The organism is Acidovorax sp. CF316, from assembly GCF_000276605.1.
Classification (GTDB): Bacteria; Pseudomonadota; Gammaproteobacteria; order Burkholderiales; family Burkholderiaceae_C; genus Acidovorax.
In genome coordinates this window covers 1-17,352 of the sequence record NZ_AKJX01000015.1, presented here as the reverse complement: position 1 = coordinate 17,352, position 17,352 = coordinate 1, and the positions used below count along the sequence as shown (strand labels likewise).

Annotated in this window: 18 protein-coding genes and 2 pseudogenes; 5 read left to right on the top strand and 15 right to left on the bottom strand. The window is 68.9% G+C overall.

The window, feature by feature from the left end; all coding sequences use genetic code 11:
* Positions 1-22 precede the first annotated feature (22 nt).
* Together PMI14_RS01985 and PMI14_RS01980 are read right to left on the bottom strand one after the other, a co-directional pair.
* The gene (locus PMI14_RS01985; protein WP_007848820.1) at positions 23-676 is read right to left on the bottom strand and encodes a hydrolase; all 654 of its coding nucleotides are present in this window, start codon (positions 674-676) and stop codon (positions 23-25) included.
* A 46-nt stretch (positions 677-722) separates the two neighbouring features.
* The gene (locus PMI14_RS01980; RefSeq protein ID WP_007848817.1) at positions 723-1,448 is read right to left on the bottom strand and encodes a pirin family protein; all 726 of its coding nucleotides are present in this window, start codon (positions 1,446-1,448) and stop codon (positions 723-725) included.
* Between the two features lie 184 nt (positions 1,449-1,632).
* On the opposite strand from PMI14_RS01980, the gene PMI14_RS01975 reads away from it, so the two are divergent.
* Positions 1,633-2,535 (top strand): LysR family transcriptional regulator, encoded by a 903-nt coding sequence (locus PMI14_RS01975; RefSeq protein WP_007848814.1) that lies wholly within the window; start codon positions 1,633-1,635, stop codon positions 2,533-2,535.
* A gap of 30 nt (positions 2,536-2,565) precedes the next feature.
* Here PMI14_RS01975 and PMI14_RS01970 read toward each other — a convergent pair whose 3' ends face one another.
* The 4 genes and pseudogenes from PMI14_RS01970 to PMI14_RS01955 form a co-directional block, all read right to left on the bottom strand.
* On the bottom strand, positions 2,566-3,249 hold the full coding sequence (locus PMI14_RS01970; protein ID WP_007848796.1) for a type 1 glutamine amidotransferase domain-containing protein: 684 nt from the start codon (positions 3,247-3,249) through the stop codon (positions 2,566-2,568).
* 39 nt (positions 3,250-3,288) lie between these two features.
* Entirely contained in the window at positions 3,289-4,452 is a 1,164-nt protein-coding gene (locus PMI14_RS01965) for an iron-containing alcohol dehydrogenase (protein ID WP_007848789.1), read from the bottom strand.
* A gap of 227 nt (positions 4,453-4,679) precedes the next feature.
* Positions 4,680-5,288, bottom strand: a pseudogene (locus tag PMI14_RS01960) (TetR/AcrR family transcriptional regulator); the annotation flags it as partial.
* A gap of 68 nt (positions 5,289-5,356) precedes the next feature.
* Positions 5,357-6,283 carry a LysR family transcriptional regulator gene (locus PMI14_RS01955; protein WP_007848787.1) on the bottom strand — a complete coding sequence of 309 codons (927 nt, stop codon included), beginning with the start codon at positions 6,281-6,283 and terminating at the stop codon, positions 5,357-5,359.
* 102 nt (positions 6,284-6,385) lie between these two features.
* Here PMI14_RS01955 and PMI14_RS01950 point away from each other — a divergent pair, with 102 nt between their 5' ends.
* Positions 6,386-7,396, top strand: a complete 1,011-nt coding sequence (locus tag PMI14_RS01950) for an NAD(P)-dependent alcohol dehydrogenase (RefSeq protein ID WP_035202034.1) — start codon at positions 6,386-6,388, stop codon at positions 7,394-7,396.
* A 405-nt stretch (positions 7,397-7,801) separates the two neighbouring features.
* On the opposite strand, the gene PMI14_RS01945 is transcribed toward PMI14_RS01950, so the two are convergent.
* The 7 genes from PMI14_RS01945 to PMI14_RS01915 all read right to left on the bottom strand — a co-directional run bounded on the left by PMI14_RS01945 (position 7,802) and on the right by PMI14_RS01915 (position 13,127).
* A complete protein-coding gene (locus PMI14_RS01945) occupies positions 7,802-8,314 on the bottom strand; it encodes a GNAT family N-acetyltransferase (RefSeq protein WP_007848785.1) in 513 nt (170 codons plus the stop codon).
* Between the two features lie 14 nt (positions 8,315-8,328).
* Positions 8,329-8,955 carry a LysE family translocator gene (locus tag PMI14_RS01940; RefSeq protein ID WP_007848784.1) on the bottom strand — a complete coding sequence of 209 codons (627 nt, stop codon included), beginning with the start codon at positions 8,953-8,955 and terminating at the stop codon, positions 8,329-8,331.
* A 98-nt stretch (positions 8,956-9,053) separates the two neighbouring features.
* Positions 9,054-9,512 carry an SRPBCC family protein gene (locus PMI14_RS01935; protein ID WP_007848783.1) on the bottom strand — a complete coding sequence of 153 codons (459 nt, stop codon included), beginning with the start codon at positions 9,510-9,512 and terminating at the stop codon, positions 9,054-9,056.
* 99 nt (positions 9,513-9,611) lie between these two features.
* Positions 9,612-9,950: a DUF6176 family protein gene (locus tag PMI14_RS01930; RefSeq protein ID WP_007848781.1), complete on the bottom strand. Its 339-nt coding sequence runs from the start codon at positions 9,948-9,950 to the stop codon at positions 9,612-9,614.
* Positions 9,951-10,053: 103 nt separating this feature from the next.
* Positions 10,054-11,031 carry a tripartite tricarboxylate transporter substrate binding protein gene (locus tag PMI14_RS01925; RefSeq protein ID WP_035202032.1) on the bottom strand — a complete coding sequence of 326 codons (978 nt, stop codon included), beginning with the start codon at positions 11,029-11,031 and terminating at the stop codon, positions 10,054-10,056.
* A gap of 57 nt (positions 11,032-11,088) precedes the next feature.
* Positions 11,089-12,120 (bottom strand): TraB/GumN family protein, encoded by a 1,032-nt coding sequence (locus PMI14_RS01920; RefSeq protein WP_007848777.1) that lies wholly within the window; start codon positions 12,118-12,120, stop codon positions 11,089-11,091.
* The gene (locus PMI14_RS01915; RefSeq protein WP_007848776.1) at positions 12,120-13,127 is read right to left on the bottom strand and encodes a fumarylacetoacetate hydrolase family protein; all 1,008 of its coding nucleotides are present in this window, start codon (positions 13,125-13,127) and stop codon (positions 12,120-12,122) included. The genes PMI14_RS01920 and PMI14_RS01915 overlap by 1 nt, the downstream gene beginning before the upstream one ends.
* A gap of 118 nt (positions 13,128-13,245) precedes the next feature.
* Here PMI14_RS01915 and PMI14_RS01910 point away from each other — a divergent pair, with 118 nt between their 5' ends.
* The 3 genes from PMI14_RS01910 to PMI14_RS01900 all read left to right on the top strand — a co-directional run bounded on the left by PMI14_RS01910 (position 13,246) and on the right by PMI14_RS01900 (position 15,721).
* The gene (locus PMI14_RS01910; RefSeq protein ID WP_007848775.1) at positions 13,246-14,028 is read left to right on the top strand and encodes an IclR family transcriptional regulator; all 783 of its coding nucleotides are present in this window, start codon (positions 13,246-13,248) and stop codon (positions 14,026-14,028) included.
* A 19-nt stretch (positions 14,029-14,047) separates the two neighbouring features.
* Positions 14,048-15,199, top strand: a complete 1,152-nt coding sequence (locus PMI14_RS01905) for a DUF3108 domain-containing protein (protein ID WP_007848773.1) — start codon at positions 14,048-14,050, stop codon at positions 15,197-15,199.
* Positions 15,200-15,424: 225 nt separating this feature from the next.
* Positions 15,425-15,721, top strand: a complete 297-nt coding sequence (locus PMI14_RS01900; protein WP_007848772.1) for a DUF3567 domain-containing protein — start codon at positions 15,425-15,427, stop codon at positions 15,719-15,721.
* A 17-nt stretch (positions 15,722-15,738) separates the two neighbouring features.
* Here the strand turns inward: PMI14_RS01900 and PMI14_RS01895 are convergent, their stop codons facing one another.
* Both PMI14_RS01895 and PMI14_RS01890 read right to left on the bottom strand, forming a co-directional pair.
* Entirely contained in the window at positions 15,739-16,806 is a 1,068-nt protein-coding gene (locus PMI14_RS01895; protein ID WP_035202024.1) for an AbrB family transcriptional regulator, read from the bottom strand.
* A 112-nt stretch (positions 16,807-16,918) separates the two neighbouring features.
* Positions 16,919-17,352, bottom strand: a pseudogene (locus PMI14_RS01890) (PLP-dependent aminotransferase family protein); the annotation flags it as partial.

Here is a 17,352-nt window from a genome sequence, read left to right as displayed (position 1 = left end):
AGAAGAGTTTTATCAGCCGCGCTCAGCCTTCGTGGGCGTTGAACATGGTCTTGGCGTAGGTGATGCCAAGACCGTAGCCCCCGCCGAACTTCTTGGCGATGCCCGTCGTCATGTCATAGGTCTCCGTGCGGGCCCAGTCGCGTTGCAGCTCCAGCAGGTACTGCAGCGCGGTGATGGGCCGTGCACCGGCCTGCACCATGCGCTCCATGGCGCGGTTGTGGGCCTCGGTGGAGATGTCGCCGCTGGCGTCGGCGATCACGTAGACCTCGAAGCCCTGGTCCAGTGCCGACAGGGCCGGCCCGACGATGCAGACGCTGGTCCACAGGCCGGCCAGCACGATGCGTGGCTTGCCGATGGCGTTGATGCGATCGATCACGCCGGCATCCTCCCAGGTGTTCATGGAAGTGCGGTCCAGCAGCGCCTGGCCGGGGAACGGGGCGGTGACTTCCTCGAACATGGGGCCCGAAAAGCTCTTTTCGGCCACGGTGGTGAGGATGGTCGGCACCTGGAAGCCGGCCGCCGCGCTGGCCACCAGGCCGGCGTTGGAGCGCAGCGTGATCGCATCGATGGAATGCGTGGCAAAGGCCATCTGCGACTGGAAGTCGATCATCACCAGGGTGTGGTCGTTCGGGGTCAGCAGCGTGGAACCGGCGGTGGGCTTGGCGATGGGCGTCATGGGAATCTCCTGAAAAGTGAAAAGGCTTTGAAAAAAGGGGGCGAACTCAGCGGGGCATCACTGGCAGCTCGTTGGGGCGCAGGTCGAACACAAGCACCTCGGCCTGCTCGCCATCGGCAAAACGCAGCTCCCTGGGCTCGCGGATGCGGGCCCCGTCGCCTTCGGACAGGCGCTCGCCGTTGACCGTGAGGCTGCCGCGGGCCACGTGCACATACACATGGCGGTCGGCGCCCACGTCCAGCGTGGCCGACTCGGCGCCATCGAACAGGCCGGCATGGACCCGGGCGTCCTGGTTCACGGCCAGGGAGCCGTCCGTGCCTTCGGGCGAGATGATCTGGCGCAGCCGGCCGCGCTTGTCGGCTTCGCTGAAGTGCACCTGCTGGTAGCGCGGTGCGGCACCGCGCACACCGGGCACGAGCCAGATCTGCAGGAAGTGCACGGCTTCGTCACCCGAGTGGTTGAACTCGCTGTGCTCCACGCCGGTGCCGGCGCTCATCATCTGCACGTCGCCGGGGCGGATGACCGAGCCCGTGCCCATGGAGTCCTTGTGCTCCAGCGCGCCTTCAAGCACGTAGGAGAAGATTTCCATGTCGCGGTGGCCGTGGGTGCCGAAGCCCTTGGAGGGGGCGACGCGGTCGTCGTTGATCACCAGCAGGTCCGAAAAGCCTTGCTGCTTGAGGTCGCGGTAGTGGCCGAACGAAAAGGTGTGGCGCGAATGCAGCCAGCCGTGGTTGGCGTTGCCGCGTTGGTGGGCTTTGCGGATGTCGAGCATGGTGGTGTCCTTTCTTCAGATTCGATGGGGTTCACACTGAATTCCTGGTCTGCCATCTGGCAGTTGTCAGAGAGCTGCAGTGCTCGGGTGAAGAAAGTATCTCGCCGCAGAGGGGGCCATAGGTTGAAACATCAACGGCTCCATGATCGATAATTTCGATGATGGAAATTCTGCCCGTTTCGCCATGCTGAAACTGACCCTCGACGCCATCGAACTCGTGGACGCCATTGCCCGGCACGGCTCCTTTGCGGGAGCGTCCGAGCAACTGCACAAGGTGCCCTCCACCATCTCCTATGCCGTGGGCAAGCTGGAGGAGCAGTTGGGCTTTGCCCTGTTCACGCGCAACGGCCCGCGCGTCACGCTCACGCCTGCGGGGCAGGAGATGCTCAAGGAAGGGCGTTGGCTGCTGGTGGCGGCCGGCCACCTGGAATCGCGCATGCGCCAGATCGCCACGGGCTTCGAGTCGGAACTGCGCCTGGTGCACGACTCGCTGATCCCCACCAGCGCCTTCAACGACGACATCTGCGCCTTCGAAGACCTGAACTGCGGCACGCGCCTGCGCATCGGCTGCGAGGCCCTCACCGGCACCTGGGAGGCGCTGCGCGAAGGCCGGGCCGACATCATCGTGGCGGCGGGTGAAGGCCCGGCCGGCGGTGGCTACAAGGCGGTGGCGGTGGGCAGCCTCGAATTCGCCTTCTGCGTGACGGCCACGCACCCGCTGGCGCAACTCAAGCGCCCACTGGCACGCAACGACCTGCTGGAGCACACCGCCGTGGTGGTGGGCGATGGCGCTCGATCATTGTCCGACCGCACGGTGGGCCTGCTGGCGGGCCAGCGGCGCATCACCGTACCCTCCATGGCGGCCAAGATCGCCTGCCAGAGCGCCGGCCTGGGCCATGGCTTCGTGCCGCGCGCCTGCGTGCGCCATGAGCTGGAGAGCGGCATCCTGGTGGAGCTGGCGGTGCAGGAGCCCCGCGCCGACGAAACCTTCTGGCTGGCCTGGAAACCCGAGCACATGGGCGAGGCGCTCAAGTGGTGGCGCCAGCGGCTGGCCCGGCCGCTGCTGCCAGGGATCCTCCCCCATTGATCTGGCCCGGGCGACGCCCAGGGCCAGGCTTCAACCCAGTTGCTGAAGCACGGCGTGCGCGCCCCGCTCCGACGAGGCCGGGTTCTGGCCTGTGATCAGGTTGCCATCGGTCAGCACATAGGGCGCCCAGTCCGCCCCCTTGGAATACTGGCCGCCATTGGCCTGGAGCATGTCTTCCACCAGGAAGGGGACCACCTTGGTCAGCTGCACGGCCTCTTCCTCGGAGTTGGTGAAGCCGGTGACCTGGCGGCCAGCGACCAGGGGCCTGCCGTCCGGTGCCTTGGCATGGCGCAGCACGCCGGGCGCATGGCAGACCAGGGCCAGGGGCTTGCCGGCGGCGAAGGTCTTCTCGATCAACGCGATGGACTGTGCGTCCTCGGCCAGGTCCCACAGCGGGCCATGGCCGCCGGGGTAGAACACGGCGTCGAAGTCCTCGGCGCGCACGCTGGCCAGCGCCACGGTGTTCGCCAGCACGCGTTGCGCTTCGGTGTCTGCCTTGAAGCGGCGCGTGGCATCGGTCTGTGCGCCCGGGTCATCACTCTTGGGGTCCAGCGGTGGCTGGCCGCCCTTGGGCGATGCCAGCGTGATCTGCACGCCCGCGTCCTTGAACACGTAGTACGGCGCGGCGAACTCCTCGAGCCAGAAGCCCGTCTTCTTGCCGGTGTCGCCCAGCTGGTCGTGCGAGGTCAGGACCATCAGGATCTTTTTCGTCATGGTGTGGCTTTCAGGGGTGGTGGGTGGAGTGGAAGGTTCTTACAGTGCCGCTTCGAGCACGCGGCGGCTCACCGCCAGCGTCACGTCGCGGTGTTCGCCCAGCGTGACCATGCCGTGCGCTTCGAGCTGCGCCACCAGCTTGGCCACGCTGTCCGCGCCCACGCCGTAGGCCGACAGGCGTGTGGGAATGCCCATGCGCTCGAAGAAGTCGCGCGTGGCGGCAATCGTGGCGTCGATGCGCTCGTCGTCGGTGCCGCTGCGGATGCCCCAGACCCGCTCGCCGTACTGCAGCAGCTTGGCAGCCTTGGTCGCGCGCTGCGCATCGAGCAGCGAGGGCAGCACCACCGCCAGCGTGCGCGCATGGTCGATGCCGTGCAGGGCGGTCAGTTCGTGGCCGATCATGTGTGTGGCCCAGTCCTGCGGCACGCCGGCGCCGATCAGGCCGTTGAGCGCCAGGGTGGCCGTCCACATCAGGTTGGCGCGGTCGGCGTACACCGGCTCGGGCGCGGCCAGGATGCGCGGGCCCACCTCGATCAGCGTCTGCAAAATGCCTTCGGCGAACCGGTCCTGCACCGCGCCGTCCACCGGGTAGGTCAGGTACTGCTCCACCGTGTGCACGAAGGCATCGACCACGCCATTGGCCAGCTGCTGCGGCGGCAGGGTATAGGTCTTGGTCGGGTCCAGCACCGAGAACACCGGGTAGGTGTGCTTGCTGCCGAAGGCCAGCTTGGCGCCCTTGGCACGGTGCGTGATGACGCCGCCGTTGTTCATCTCCGAGCCCGTGGCCGGCAAGGTGAGCACCGAGCCGAAGGGCAGCGCGCCGGTGACGTTGCGGCCATGCTGCTCCAGGATGGCCCAGGGATCGCCGCCGTCGAACTGCACGGCCGCGGCGATGAACTTCACCGCGTCGATCACCGAGCCACCGCCCACGGCGAGCAGGAAATCGAAGCCGCCGCCCTTGATCTGCGCCACGGCCTTCATCGAGGTCTCGTAGCTCGGGTTGGGCTCGATGCCGCTGAAGGTGGAGTGCTGGCGTGCGCCGAGTGCCGTGCGCACCTCGGCCAGCGTGCCGGTCTTCTCGGCGCTGGCGCCGCCCACCAGGATGAGCACCTTGGCCGCGGCGGGCACCAGGGTGGCGAGGTCGGCAATGCGGTCCTTGCCGAAGGCGATGTGGGTCGGGTTGTGGAAATCGAAGTTGAGCATGGGGGTTCCGTGGGTTGTGGTGGTGAAGGGTGGAAAGGAATTCGATCGAAGTAGACCGGTCGGCTAGTTATTCAAATGGGCACCGCGAAGTACTGAAACGACTGCTTTCAGGCGGACAGACGCGGCGCCTTGCCTTTGCCCGCGCGAGGCGCCGCCCGGCCTCCCTGCGCATGTGCGACTTGCGGCCTGGCCGGCGCCGATGGAGCACCGGGCCTGGGATCCGCGCCGCCCAGCAAGGCATCCGTGGCGCGCAGCGCATGCTCGAACGATGAGCCATCGCGCCGCAGCTTGGCCAGCAGGCTAGCGCCCAGCCACATTTCGTAGAGCGTGAGCGCCATGGCCTCGGGGTCCGTGGCGGCCGGCACCGAGCCGTCCTGCACGGCCTCGCCCAGGCAGACGGCGAGCCGCGCGACGATCTGCGTGGTGCCATCGCGCAGCGCGATGCGCATGGTGTCCGACATGTCGGCCACCTCTGCGCTGAGCTTGACGACCAGGCACTTGCTGCCTTCGCCGGCACCGGCATCGCAGGCCGGGCCGTCCACCCCGCACTGCGATACGTTCCAGTAGGCCCAGTAGCGCATCAGCCGCACACGGGCAGGCTGGTCATCGGGCGCCAGCATCTGCTCGAGGTGGGTCAGGTAGCGCTCCATGTAGCTGGCCAGCAGGGCCTCGCCGAAGCGCTCCTTGGAGCTGAAGTAATGGTAGAACGAGCCCTTGGGCACGCCGGCCGCCGCCAGGATCTCGGCCAGCCCCACGCCCACAAAGCCCTTGGTGGCAATGAGGCGCTCGCCACAGCGAAGGATGTGGGTCTTGGCGGAGGGTTGGTCGGTGGTCACGGGGCTATTGTGCGTCGATTAGACCGGTCGTCTAGTACCCTGGCGCGCCGACCCTGCCGGCAGCAGGGTCAGCGTGCATCGAGCAACGGCGGCAGGCGTTCGACCAGCATGTCGATGACCACGCGCGTCTTCAGCGGCAGCGCCCGCGCCTGCGGCCATACCGCGCTGAGCGCGTAGCCAAAGGGCTGCGGCTCCTGCAGCACCTTCTGCAGCCGGCCCTCGGCCACGGCATCGGCCACCAGCCAGGCGGGCAGGCGTGCCAGGCCCACGCCTTGCATGGCGGCCATGGCCGCGACCTCCAGGCTGTTGCAGCTGAAGTGAAAACGCGAAGGCGCGATGAAGTCGACCACACGCCCCGCAGCGTCGTTGAATTGCCAGGGGTGCGGCCCGGTCTCGCGTGCATAGCCGACAAAGCTGTGCGCCGCCGGCTCGGCAACCAGTGCCTGCATGTCCGCCGGCCGGCCATGGGCCGCCAGGTAGGCCGGCGAAGCATACACACCCATCCACTGGTGGCCGAGCGGTCGCGCAACCAGCGCCGCGCTGTCGCCCAGCGGGCCGCTGCGCACGGCCAGGTCGATGCCCTCCTCGACCAGGTCGATGCGCCGGTCGCTGAAGGCCAGCTCGAACGCCAGCTGGGGATGGCGCTGACCGAGCTCCATGAGCAGCGGTGCCAGGCGCACGCGGCCGATCAGCTCGGGCGCCGTGATGCGCACGCGGCCACTGGGCACGAGCCGCCCGGCTTCGAGCGCAGCATCGGCCGCATCGAGTTCGTCGAGCGCGCGGCGGCAGCGCTCGTAGTAGGCCTGGCCATTCTCGGTGAGGCTCTGGCTGCGCGTGGTGCGATGGAACAGGCGCGTGCCCAGGCGCTCTTCCAGCCGCGCCACCGCCTTGCCCACGGCCGATCGCGTGAGCTGCAGGCGCTGCGCGGCCAGCGCGAAATTGCCAGCCTCGACGGCCGCGACGAAGGCTTCGATGCCTGCTAGGCGTTCGCTCATTGGTTCTTTTCAGTCGCTATTTATCGGAATAAACGGCTTCACTACGGAATGAAGATAGCCAATAGCATGGCCCATCTCTTCATGAACCGCAAGGCATCCGACATGGCAGACACCACCCTTCCCCACCGCTGGCAGATCACCGACTTCGGCCGCCAGCACCTGCAGCGGGCCGAGGCGCCCGTGCCCCAACCCGGCCCGGGCCAGATCCTGGTGCGCGTGGAAGCCGCCTCGCTGAACTACCGCGACCTGATGGTCACCGACAACGCCTACGGCTGGACGCCGCCGCTGCCCTTCGTGCCGGGGTCCGACCTCGCCGGCACGGTGCTGTCCGTGGGCGACGGCGTCACACGCTGGCGTGGCGGAGAGCGCGTGATCAGCACCTTCATGGCCGGCTGGCTCGATGGCGCCATGCCGCCCGAGGCGTTTGCCCTGGGAGGCCCGGGCCCCGGCACGCTGGCCTCGCACGTGCTGCTCGATGCCCAGTGGGCCGTGGCCGCGCCCCGCACCCTCAGCGCGGCACAGGCCAGCACCCTGCCCTGCGCCGCGCTCACGGCCTGGTTCGCACTGGTCGAACAGGGGTCGCTGCGCGCCGGCCAGACGGTGCTGATCCACGGCACGGGTGGCGTTGCGCTGTTCGGCCTGCAGTTCGCCCGCATGCATGGGGCGCAGGCCATCGTCGTCTCGGGTGCCAAGGACAAGCGCGACAAGGCCCTGGCGCTGGGCGCCAGCCATGTGCAGGCGCGCGACGCGGACTGGCCCGCTGCCGTGCGCGAACTCACGGGCGGTCGCGGTGCCGACCAGGTGCTGGAAACCGTGGGCGGCGCCAACCTGGGCCGCTCGCTGGAGGCGCTGGCGCAGGGCGGCCGGCTGTCGGTGATCGGCGTGCTGGCGGGTGGCGAAATCAGCGGCTCGGCCTACCACGCCATCCGCAGCCGCGCGACCATCCAGGGCCTGAGCGTAGGCCACCGGCGCGCGCTGGAGGACATGGTGCGCGCCATCGACGCGAACGCGCTGCAGCCCGTGGTGGCGGCCGAGTACGGCTCCGACCAGGTGCCCGAGGCCTTTGCGCACCTGGAACGCGGCGCCTTCGGCAAGGTGGTGGTGCGGTTCTGACGCACACAGAAGCAGTCAATCCGAGGTCAGTTGCTTGGCGGGCTTTCGGGTTGCGCTGCTAGGCCGGCCTGCGCGCTCTTGAGATCGGAATCTGTCTTCCGCAACCTGCGCACCCCGGAAATGATGCTGACAACTACACACGCGATGAGCGCCGCCCCAGCGAAACCAACGATCAAAAGCTCTCGAAGCCACATCGCCACAAAGCGCCAGACATCAAATCTCTGATCACTTGGATACAGACATACTGCGGAGTAGTACATCAAGGCAATCATCAAGCCCACGATGCCAGCGAAAAAGGCGATAGTTCGCAAGAACAGCAGCGCAGTGCCTCCTGACGCCTTGGGCGCCGAAGAGGAGGAAGGAGGAGGTTCGGGGCAATGCGTATCAGGCGGCATTCGCACAGCCTTACAGCGATAGCGCATTGCAATGCATCAGCAACGCTGCACCATCCGGGGTGACGACCTCCCCCACCGGCCAAAAGCCCGCATGGGTGTAGCAGCGGATGGCGCGCGCATTGTCCGGGCGTGGGTCGGTCTGCACCAGGGTCACCGTCGGGTCGGCCAGCAGTTGCTGGACGAAGGCCCGTACCATCGCGCGGCCGATGCCTCGGTTCAACTGATCGGCATGCGCGAGGAACTGGTCAATGCCGCGCACGCCGGGGTCGGTGACGTCCTCCCACCAGCCATCGCCCGAGCCCATGGCGACATAGGACTGGATGAAGCCGATGGGGGCTCCGTCGAGCGAAGCAATATAGGCCAGCGTGGCGCCAGGGGCGCCCTGCTCCGCCACCAGGTCTTCGTGCAGCTCATTGATGCTATCGGGCGGCTCCCACCACTGCGCGACATGGGGCTGCAGCAGCCAGCCATGCAGCAGAGGCAGGTCCTGCGCGCGCAGCAGGTCAAAGCGAAAGCCGGTCACTGCACTCCCCGCGCTCAGGCCGGGCGGCGCGCCATCAGTGCCCACAGGCCCGCAGCCCCCAGCAGAGAGCCCCCGGCGAGGTTGAAACGGCGCTGCGCACGCGGCGAGGCCAGCAGCCGGCTGGCCGAACCGGCGAACACGGCGTAGGCCGTGGCATTGAGCGCCGCCAGCGTGACGAAGGTGGCCGCCAGAATCCACAGCTGCTGGGCGATGGGTGCACCGGGGCGGATGAACTGCGGCAAGAACGCCACGAAGAACACAATGCCCTTGGGGTTGAGCGCCGTGACCAGGTAGGTGTTGGCGAACAGTTTCCAGCGCGAGCCTGGGGCCTTGGGCGCGGCCAGTTCGGCCACGCCCACGCCGGCGCGCAGCATCTTGAAGGCCAGGTACAGCAGGTACAGGCCGCCGGCCCACTTGATGACCGTGAACCAGAAGGCCGAGGTGGCCAACAGCGTGCCCAGGCCCAGCAGCGACACGGCGAGCGCCGTCGAGTCACCGAGCGCCACGGCCGCGACCAGCGGCACATTGGCACGGCGCCCGTGGGCCATGGAATAGCTGATCACCGTGAGGATGGTGGGACCGGGAATGATGAGCATCACCGCACAGGCGGCGACGAAGGCGAACCAGACTTCGAGGGACATGGGGTTGGCTCCTTGGGACGCATGCCCCATCACGGGCCACGCAAAGCGCAAGTATGTCAAAAAGCCTGCCGCCCGCCTGGACGGCAGCAAGCGGCCGCTCAGTACCCAGCCGGGATATCGGGCTCCACCAGCTGGAGCAGCAGGGTCAGCGACTCCTGCCAGCCCAGGTAGCACGACTCTACGGGGATCACGGCGGGAATGCCTTCCTGCACCACGCTCATCTCGGTGCCGCAGGACACCGGCGTCAGCGTGACCGTGGTGGTCATCTCGCCGGGCAGGTTGGCATCGTCGAAGCGGGCGTTGTAGCGCAGGCGCTCGCCCGGCACCAGCTCCAGGTAGGTGCCACCGAACGAATGGCTACCGCCCGCCCCGTGGTTGGTGAACGACATGCGGTATGCACCACCTACGCGGGCGTCGAGCGCGTGCACCTCGGCCGTGAAGCCGTGCGGCGGCAGCCACTTGACCAGGGCCTGCGGCGTGAGGAAGGCGCGGTAGATGCGGTCGGGCGTGGAGCGGATGACGCGGTGGAGACGAACGGTGCCGGTGGTGGTGCTCATGATCGAATGCCTGTGAAGAAGCAGAGGACGGCCCTCTAGAACCTACGACGTTCAACCATGGCGGATATCGACACGGCTCAGACCAGGGGAAACCCTATTTCATGGTGTGCGTGCAAGGTCCAGCAGCAAATCCAGCCGTCGCACCTGTGCCCAGGTGTCCCGCTTGAAGGCGCGGTGGTAGGCATCGATGGCCGCCACGGAGCGCGCGGCCACCTCCTGCGCCCGCTGCTGCGAGCCCGAGCGCATGTAGTAGACGAGGAAGTCGCCCTCGCCCCCCGAGTCGAGGAACACCGACTCCACCGTCACGCCCTCGGCCGCCAGGGTCTGCAAGGCCTCGTCCCGGTGGGTGCGCAGGTGCTCCGCCCACGCGCGCACCCTGGGCAGGGAATCCGGCTGGAGCTGGATGCGGGCACAGACGACGTCTTCGGTCGGGGTCATGGGTGTTGTGCGGCTGGCGCCATGAAAAAAGGGCCACTATCGCCGGTGCACCCGGCGATGGCAACCCTTTGGCACAGGGGCAGAGAGCCCCGGTGAAGACCACTCAGTCGAGTTTCACGCCCGCGGCCTTGATGATCTCGCCCCAGCGCTTGGATTCGGCGCGGGCGATGGCGCGGAACTGCTCGGGCGTGCCGGTCAGCGGCTCCATGCCGAAGTCGGTCATGCGCTTGAGCACCGCGGGGTTGGCCAGCGCCTTGTTGAGGTCGCCGTTCAGGCGCGCGGTGATCGCGGCCGGCAGGCCCGCGGGGCCGAGGATGCCCTGGAAGGCATAGACCTCGGTGTTGGGCACGCCGGCTTCGGCCAAGGTGGGCACGTCGGGCAGTGCCGAGACGCGCTTGGCCGAGCCGATGGCCAGGGCACGCACCTTGCCGCTGGTGATGACCGGCAGGCCGGCGGCCAGGTCCAGGAACATGCACGGCACCTGGCCGCCCATCACGTCCTGCAGCGCGGGGGCTGCGCCGCGGTAGGGGATGTGCGTGAGGAAGGTCTTGGTGCGGTTCTTGAACATCTCCATCGCCAGGTGGTGCGGCGAGCCGTTGCCGGGCGATGCGTAGTTGAGCTTGCCGGGATTGGCCCGCGCGTAGGCCAGGAATTCCTTGAGCGTCTTGGCCTCGAAGGACGGGTGCACCACCAGCGCCAGCGGAAAGCGGCTGATGCCGCCCACGTAGGTGAAGTCCTTCTCGGGGTTGAACGGCAGCTTGGTGAACAGGTGCTCGTTGAAGGCCAGCACGGCGTTGTCGGCCGACATGAAGGTGTTGCCGTCCGGCTTGGCCGTGGCCACCATCTGCGCGCCGATGTTGGTGGCCGCGCCGGGGCGGTTGTCCACCACGATCTGCTGGCCCAGGGTCTGGCGCATGGCCTCGGCCACGGTGCGCGCCAGCACGTCGGTGCCGCCGCCGGCCGGGTAGGGCACGACCCAGCGCAGCGGCTGGTCGGGCCAGGCGGCCTGGGCCTGGGCCCAAGGGGCTGCGGCGGACGCTCCGGCGGCAGCCAGGGCGGAAAGAACGGTGCGGCGTTGCAGGGTCATGCTTGTCTCCATGATGGATAGAAAAAAGAAAGAGGGGAACGCGGCGGCTCGCTAGCGCGCCGTCGATGGCCTGTCGGCCCTGGCCCCGGGCAGGGCATGGGGTACGCGCGTCACGCGAAAGCCCCTGGACTCCATCAGTGCGGGCAGGCCCTGGACGCCCACCATGTGCAGCACGCCCACGGCCGCGAACACCGAATGGCCCGCCGCATGCTGGGCGGCGATGCCGTTGGCCAGGGCGGGGTTGCGCCCGTCCACGATGCGCGCGAAGTCGGCGCGGTCCTCGGCCGTCTTCAGGCAATCGCACCAGTCGCCATAGTCGCGCAGGGTCTCAAGTCGGCCCTCGGCCCAGGCGCGCGTAAGCGTGGCGATGATCTTGCGGGCCTGCCCGCCTTCGAGTTGCCTCAGGCCCTCGTCCAGCGTGCGGGCCACCTTGGCCGGATCGTCCGAAACCAGCAGCGCGATCTGCGCCTCGGCCGACTCCAGCGAGACGACCTTCTTGTCCATGGCGCGCGCCAAACCCGCGAGGAACAGATCGATGCCATAGGCCGGGTCGATGCCCGTGGTGCGCGCGGCCAGGCCGACCAGCGACACGAGCTGGATCTCGGGCCGCAGGCGCGCCAGGGAGGCATCGGCGCACAGCGCTTCGCTCTGCACGCGCAAGCGCCTGGCCAGGGGTTCGGGCAAGGGGGGCGTGTTGGGGCCAGGCATGACGGCGGCGGCCAGCCCACCGGCGATCGCCGGGTCCATCAGGTCCACCTCCAGCGCAATGCGGTCGGCGCGGCGCAAGGCCTCGCGCACCGCAGGGCCGGGCAGCACCCAGCCGCGCTCGGCGGCATGGATCGTGCCGTAGAGCCAACTGGTGCGGCCATCCTTCTCGATGCGCCAGAGCAGGCCGCGGTCGCGGTCGTCGCGTCGGGCGGCCTCGGCATCGGCAGGGCCGATGGGGGTGGCGGCGGGTGGGCAGGCGGGGGCCGGATCGGCCTTGCCCTGTGCCTGCGCAGCCAGCGCCGGAATGGCCAGGGCCACGCACGCCGTGCCTGCACGCAGCTGCCGCGCAAGGGCTCGCCAGGTGGCCCCAGGCATCAGACCGGCTCCGTGATCGCCTGGTCGATGGCGCCGAAAATGCTGGCGCCGTCCTTGCCCTTGACCTCGATGCGGATGGTGTCGCCGAACTTCATGAACTCGGTGCTGGGCTTGCCGTCCTGGATGGTCTCGATGCAGCGCTTTTCGGCGATGCAGCTGTAGCCCTTGGGCCACTCGGTGCGGCCGTTCTGCTCCACGCCCTTGTTGCTCACGGTGCCGCTGCCGATGATGGAGCCGGCGCGCACGTTGCGCGTCTTGGCCACGTGGGCGATCAACTGGCCGAAGTGGAAGGTCATCTCGGGGCCGGCATCGCACATGCCGACCTTGCGGCCGTTCCAGGTGGACTGCACCACCAGGTCCAGGCGGCCCTGGTTCCAGGCGTCGCCCAGCTCGTCGAGCGTCACCGCCACGGGGCTGAAGGCGGTGGCCGGCTTGCTCTGGAAGAAGCCGAAGCCCTTGGCCAGTTCGGCCGGGATCAGGTTGCGCAGGCTCACGTCGTTGGCGACCATCACCAGGCGGATGCCGTCCAGGGCCTGCTCGGGCGTGGTGCCCATCTTCACGTCGCCGGTGATGACGGCGATCTCGGCCTCGAAGTCGATGCCCATGGCTTCGCTGGGCACCACCACGTCATCGCAGGGGCCGATGAAGTCGTCGCTGCCGCCCTGGTACATCAGCGGGTCGGTGTAGAAGCTCTCGGGCACCTCGGCGTTGCGCGCCTTGCGCACCAGCTCCACGTGGTTGATGTAGGCCGAGCCGTCGGCCCATTGGTAGGCGCGCGGCAGCGGGGCCATGCACTGGGCCGGGTCGAACGGGAAGGCATGGCGCGCACGGCCGGCGTTGAGCTGGTCGTACAGGTCCTGCAGCTGGGGCGAAAGGAAGCCCCAGTCGTCCAGCACCTGCTGCAGCTTGCTGGCGATGCCGGTCGCATAATGGGCCGTGCCCAGGTCGCGCGAGACGACGACCAGTTGGCCGTCGCGCGAGCCGTCTTTGTAGGTAGCAAGTTTCATGGGTGAAGGCCTCTTGTCTCTGGAACAGCGGTGGTGCCGACGGCACAGTACACGCCGGGCATGAATTACGCTTGGGTAAATTGATTTAACTAAACAAAACCAGAGAATTTTAGTGCACATGGACAAAGAACGTGCAGGTATCCAGTCCGTGGAGGTCGGTTTTGCGCTGCTGGAGGGCCTCACGCGCGCCCGCGGGCCGCTCATGCTCAAGGACCTGGCCGCGTCTGCCGGCATGAGCGCCGCCAAGGCCCACCGCTACCTCGTGAGCTTTCAGCGCCTGGGCCTGGTGACCCAGGACAGCCGCACCGCGCGCTACGACTTGGGGCCCGCGGCGCTCAAGCTCGGCTTGGCGTCGCTGGCACGCCTGGACGCGGTGCGCCTGGCGCGCGAGCGCATGCCCGCGCTGATGGAGAGCATCAACCACACGCTGGCCCTGGCCGTCTGGGGCAACCATGGCCCCACCATCGTGCACTGGGAGGAGTCGGCCCAGGCCGTCACCGCCAACCTGCGGCTGGGCGACGTGATGCCCTTGCTGGCCTCGGCCACTGGCCGCTGCTTCGCCGCCCACCTGCCGCCGGAGGTCGCCGCCCCCCTGCTCAAGGAAGAACTCGCCCGCGCCAGCAAGATGCGCCGCACCGACCTGCCCACCACCATGGCCGAGGTGCAGGCCGTGCTGGCCGAGGTGCGCGAGCGCGGCGCGGCGCGCGTGGTGGACACCCTGCTGCCCGGCATCGTGGGCTTCTGCGCCCCGGTGTTCGATGCCGACGGCCACCTGGAGCTGGGCATCACCACGCTGGGCTCGGTCGCCACCTTCGACCCCGAGTGGGGCGGCGCCATCGACGCGCCGCTGCGCGCGGCGGCGGCCCAGCTTTCGCGCGACCTGGGCGCGGGCGCGGTCTGATGCCGGGGCTGCCGCGCTGATGCCACGGCGCACGCTGATTGCCCTCACCGCGCTGGTACTGGCGCTGCACTGGCTGCTGCTCAGGGGCGTGCCCCTGGTGTGGGACAGCCCGGCGGCACCCACGGGCCAGGTGTTCAGCACGCGCACCATCACGGCGGCGCCTGCGCCCATGGCGGCACCGGCACCCGCACCGTCGGCCGCCCCGGCTCCGCCACCCGCCGCACCGGCACCCGCGCCACGCAAGCGCCCCCCACGCGCCACACCGGTTGCCGAGGCGGCCCCCGCCGAGCCACCCGCGACGACGCCAGAAGCCGTGCCCTCCTCCGACCCGGCCATGCAGGTGGCGGCAGCGCCCGCAACGGCCGCCCCCCCTGCCCCGCCCGAGCCCGCGGCCTCTGCCGCCGTGGCTGCCGCATCTGCACCGGCCGCACCCGCGCCCCTCCCTGCGGAGGTGAACCCCACGGCGGCCGGCATCGACATCGCTCCGCCCGGCAGCGGCACGGGCCAGAACGCCAGCGCCGCAGCGCCGCCGGTGCAGATTCCGGCCCCCGTGCGCCTGACCTACGAGGTCAAGGGCCAGGCCAAGAAATTCGACTACACGGCCCGGGCCGAGCTGCTGTGGCAGCACGACGGCAGCCGCTACGAGGCGCGCCAGGAAGTGAGCGCCTTCCTCGTTGGCTCGCGCACCCAGCGCAGCACCGGCCTGGTGAGCGCCCAGGGACTGCAGCCCGAGCGTTTCGGGGACCGCTCACGCAGCGAGCAGGCCGCACATTTCGACTATGCGCAAGGCCGCGTGACCTTCAGCGCCAACACGCCGCAGGCTGCCATCGGCCCCGGCGCGCAGGACCGGCTGAGCATGTTCATCCAGCTCGCAGCCATGCTGGCGGCCGACCCGGCCCGCTACACGCCGGGCACGCAGATCACGTTGACCACCGTGAGCGCGCGCAATGCCGACCGCTGGACCTTCAGCATCGAGGCCCCCGAAACCCTGCACCTGCCCGTGGGCGCCACCCCCACCTTGAAGCTGCTGCGCCTGCCGCGGCGCGACTACGACCAGAAGGCCGAGCTGTGGCTGGCGCCGGGCCTGGGCTACCTGCCGGCGCGCATCAAGCTCACCCAGTCCAACGGCGACTTCGCCGACCTGCTGCTGCGCGGTAGCGACAAACCCTGAGCCTCCGTAAGCACGGGCGCGGCCGTGCACCGCTTGATCGCCGGATGCGTTGTAGGAGAGTGGCCCGACAGGTGTTGTGTTCTCCCCCACCCCCGGTGAAATACCCCTGCGAGGCCACCGCTTCGCGCAATTCGTGAAATACTGTTACCACGCAGGGCCAGCCCACAAGCCTTGAACTCTGCCGACCCGCTGTCATCTGACATTCATATCGACAAAGGGAACACGATGCACATGCTCTACGACTCCGAATCCTTTGTGGTGGTCCACATGCTGCCCGACGCCCGGGAGTCCGTTGGCCAGGCGCTCAACGACACGGCACCGCCCAAGCCCCAGCTGGCGCGCCATGGCTTCGAGATCGTGGACAAGCGCTCCGGCAAGGAGGTCTACCTGGACGGGTCGTGGGCAGAGATGTTCCAGCAGCAGATCCTGGCCTGGCAGCGCGACACCCCGACGCAGGAAGAAGTGGAAGATGCGCTGGACCGCTACGCGGGCCTGGCGCAGAACCCCGTCGTGGTGCACTGAGCGCTCTACGCCAGCGCTCACTCCACCGGGTAAATCCGCCGGAACAGCGGCTCTACCAGGATCAACACCGCAATCAGCCGGCACACCTGGAAGGCCGTGACCACCGGCACGCCCAGCTGCAGCACCTTGGCCGTGATGGCCATCTCGGTGATGCCACCCGGCGACGTGCCCAGCAGCAGCGTCACCCAGGGCAGGCCCGTGCCCCATGCCAGCACGGCGGCGAACAGCGCACAGATGCCCATGAGCCCCAGGGTTCCCACGGCCACGCTGGCCAGCCAGCGCGGCGCAGTGCGCAGAAAATCCGCCCGAAAGCGCACCCCCAGGCTGACCCCGATCACCAGCTGCGCGGCATTCACCAGCCACTGCGGTACGGCCGAGAAGGTGATGCCCGCCATGGCAAAGCCCATGGACACCACCAGCGCGCCCATGAACCAGGGGTTGGCGCGGCCCAGCCGGTCCATGGCCAAGGCCCCCGCGCCGGTGAGCAACGCCATGAGGGCGAGGCCGGGCCAATCCACCACGCGCGTGGCGGGCGGCAGGATGTCGATGCCATGCAGCCCGCTCCACTGCAGGGCGAAGGGAATGGTCACGGTGACGATCAGCAAGCGCAGGCTGTGGCTAGCGGCCACGAGGTCGGTGCGCGCGTTCTCACGCTCGGCCAGCAGGGTCATCTCCGACGCGGCGCCGATGGCGCCCGAGAAATAGCTGGTCGCACGCATCATGCTGGCCGGTACGCCGTGCATGCGCGGCGCATGCACCCGGTACAGCCAGGCACCGAACAGCCAGCCGAGCACCAGCGCCCAGACGATGCCCAGCGCGATCGCCCACCACAGCCCTGCCACCAGGCCCATGACCTGGGGCGTGAAATACAGGCCCAGGGCCGCGCCGATGGTCCACTGCCCCCCATTGCGCAAGGGGCCCCAGCTCTCGGTGGGCGCGCCGGCGATGGACAGCAGCGAGGTGGCCAGCAGCGGCCCGATCATCCAGGGCAGCGGGGTCTTGAGGGCCACGCAGGCAGCGGCTGCCGCCCATGCCACGGCAAGGGTCAGCACCACGCGGGTGGCGAATTGGAAATAAGTACGCATACGAAAGGCGGGCACCCGCGAGTATCGCTTGCGCCCACAGAGGTGCCCGAAAGCCCTCCACTGCCCGTAGGGCATGGCAGGCATCGCCAGCCACGCGGGCGGGGCGGCCGCCTCAACCATCCCGCTGGGCTGCCTGCGCCAGCAGCGACAGCCGCTGCACCAGCGGCGCGAACAATTCCACGGGCGTGTGGCCATAACCCAGCACCAGCCCGTTGTCCTCGGGCCGGGGCTGCAGGGCGAAGGCCGACAGCGGCGCGGGCGCCATGCCGTGCCCGCGCGCGGCGGTGGCGATGGCCTGGTCCGGGTAAGCGGGCGGCAGGCGCACCAGCAGGTGCATGCCGCAGTGCCCGCCCTCGATGCCATGCGGCACCACGAAATGCTGCGCCAGCGCGGCACGCAGCTGCTGCTGGCGCTCGCGGTACAGGCGGCGCATGCGGCCCAGGTGGCGGCTGAACTGGCCGCTGTCGATGAAGTCCGCCAGCGCCAGCTGGGCATGCCGCTGGCCGCCGCGCAGCATTTCGGCCAACGGCTGGCGCACGGCAGCCA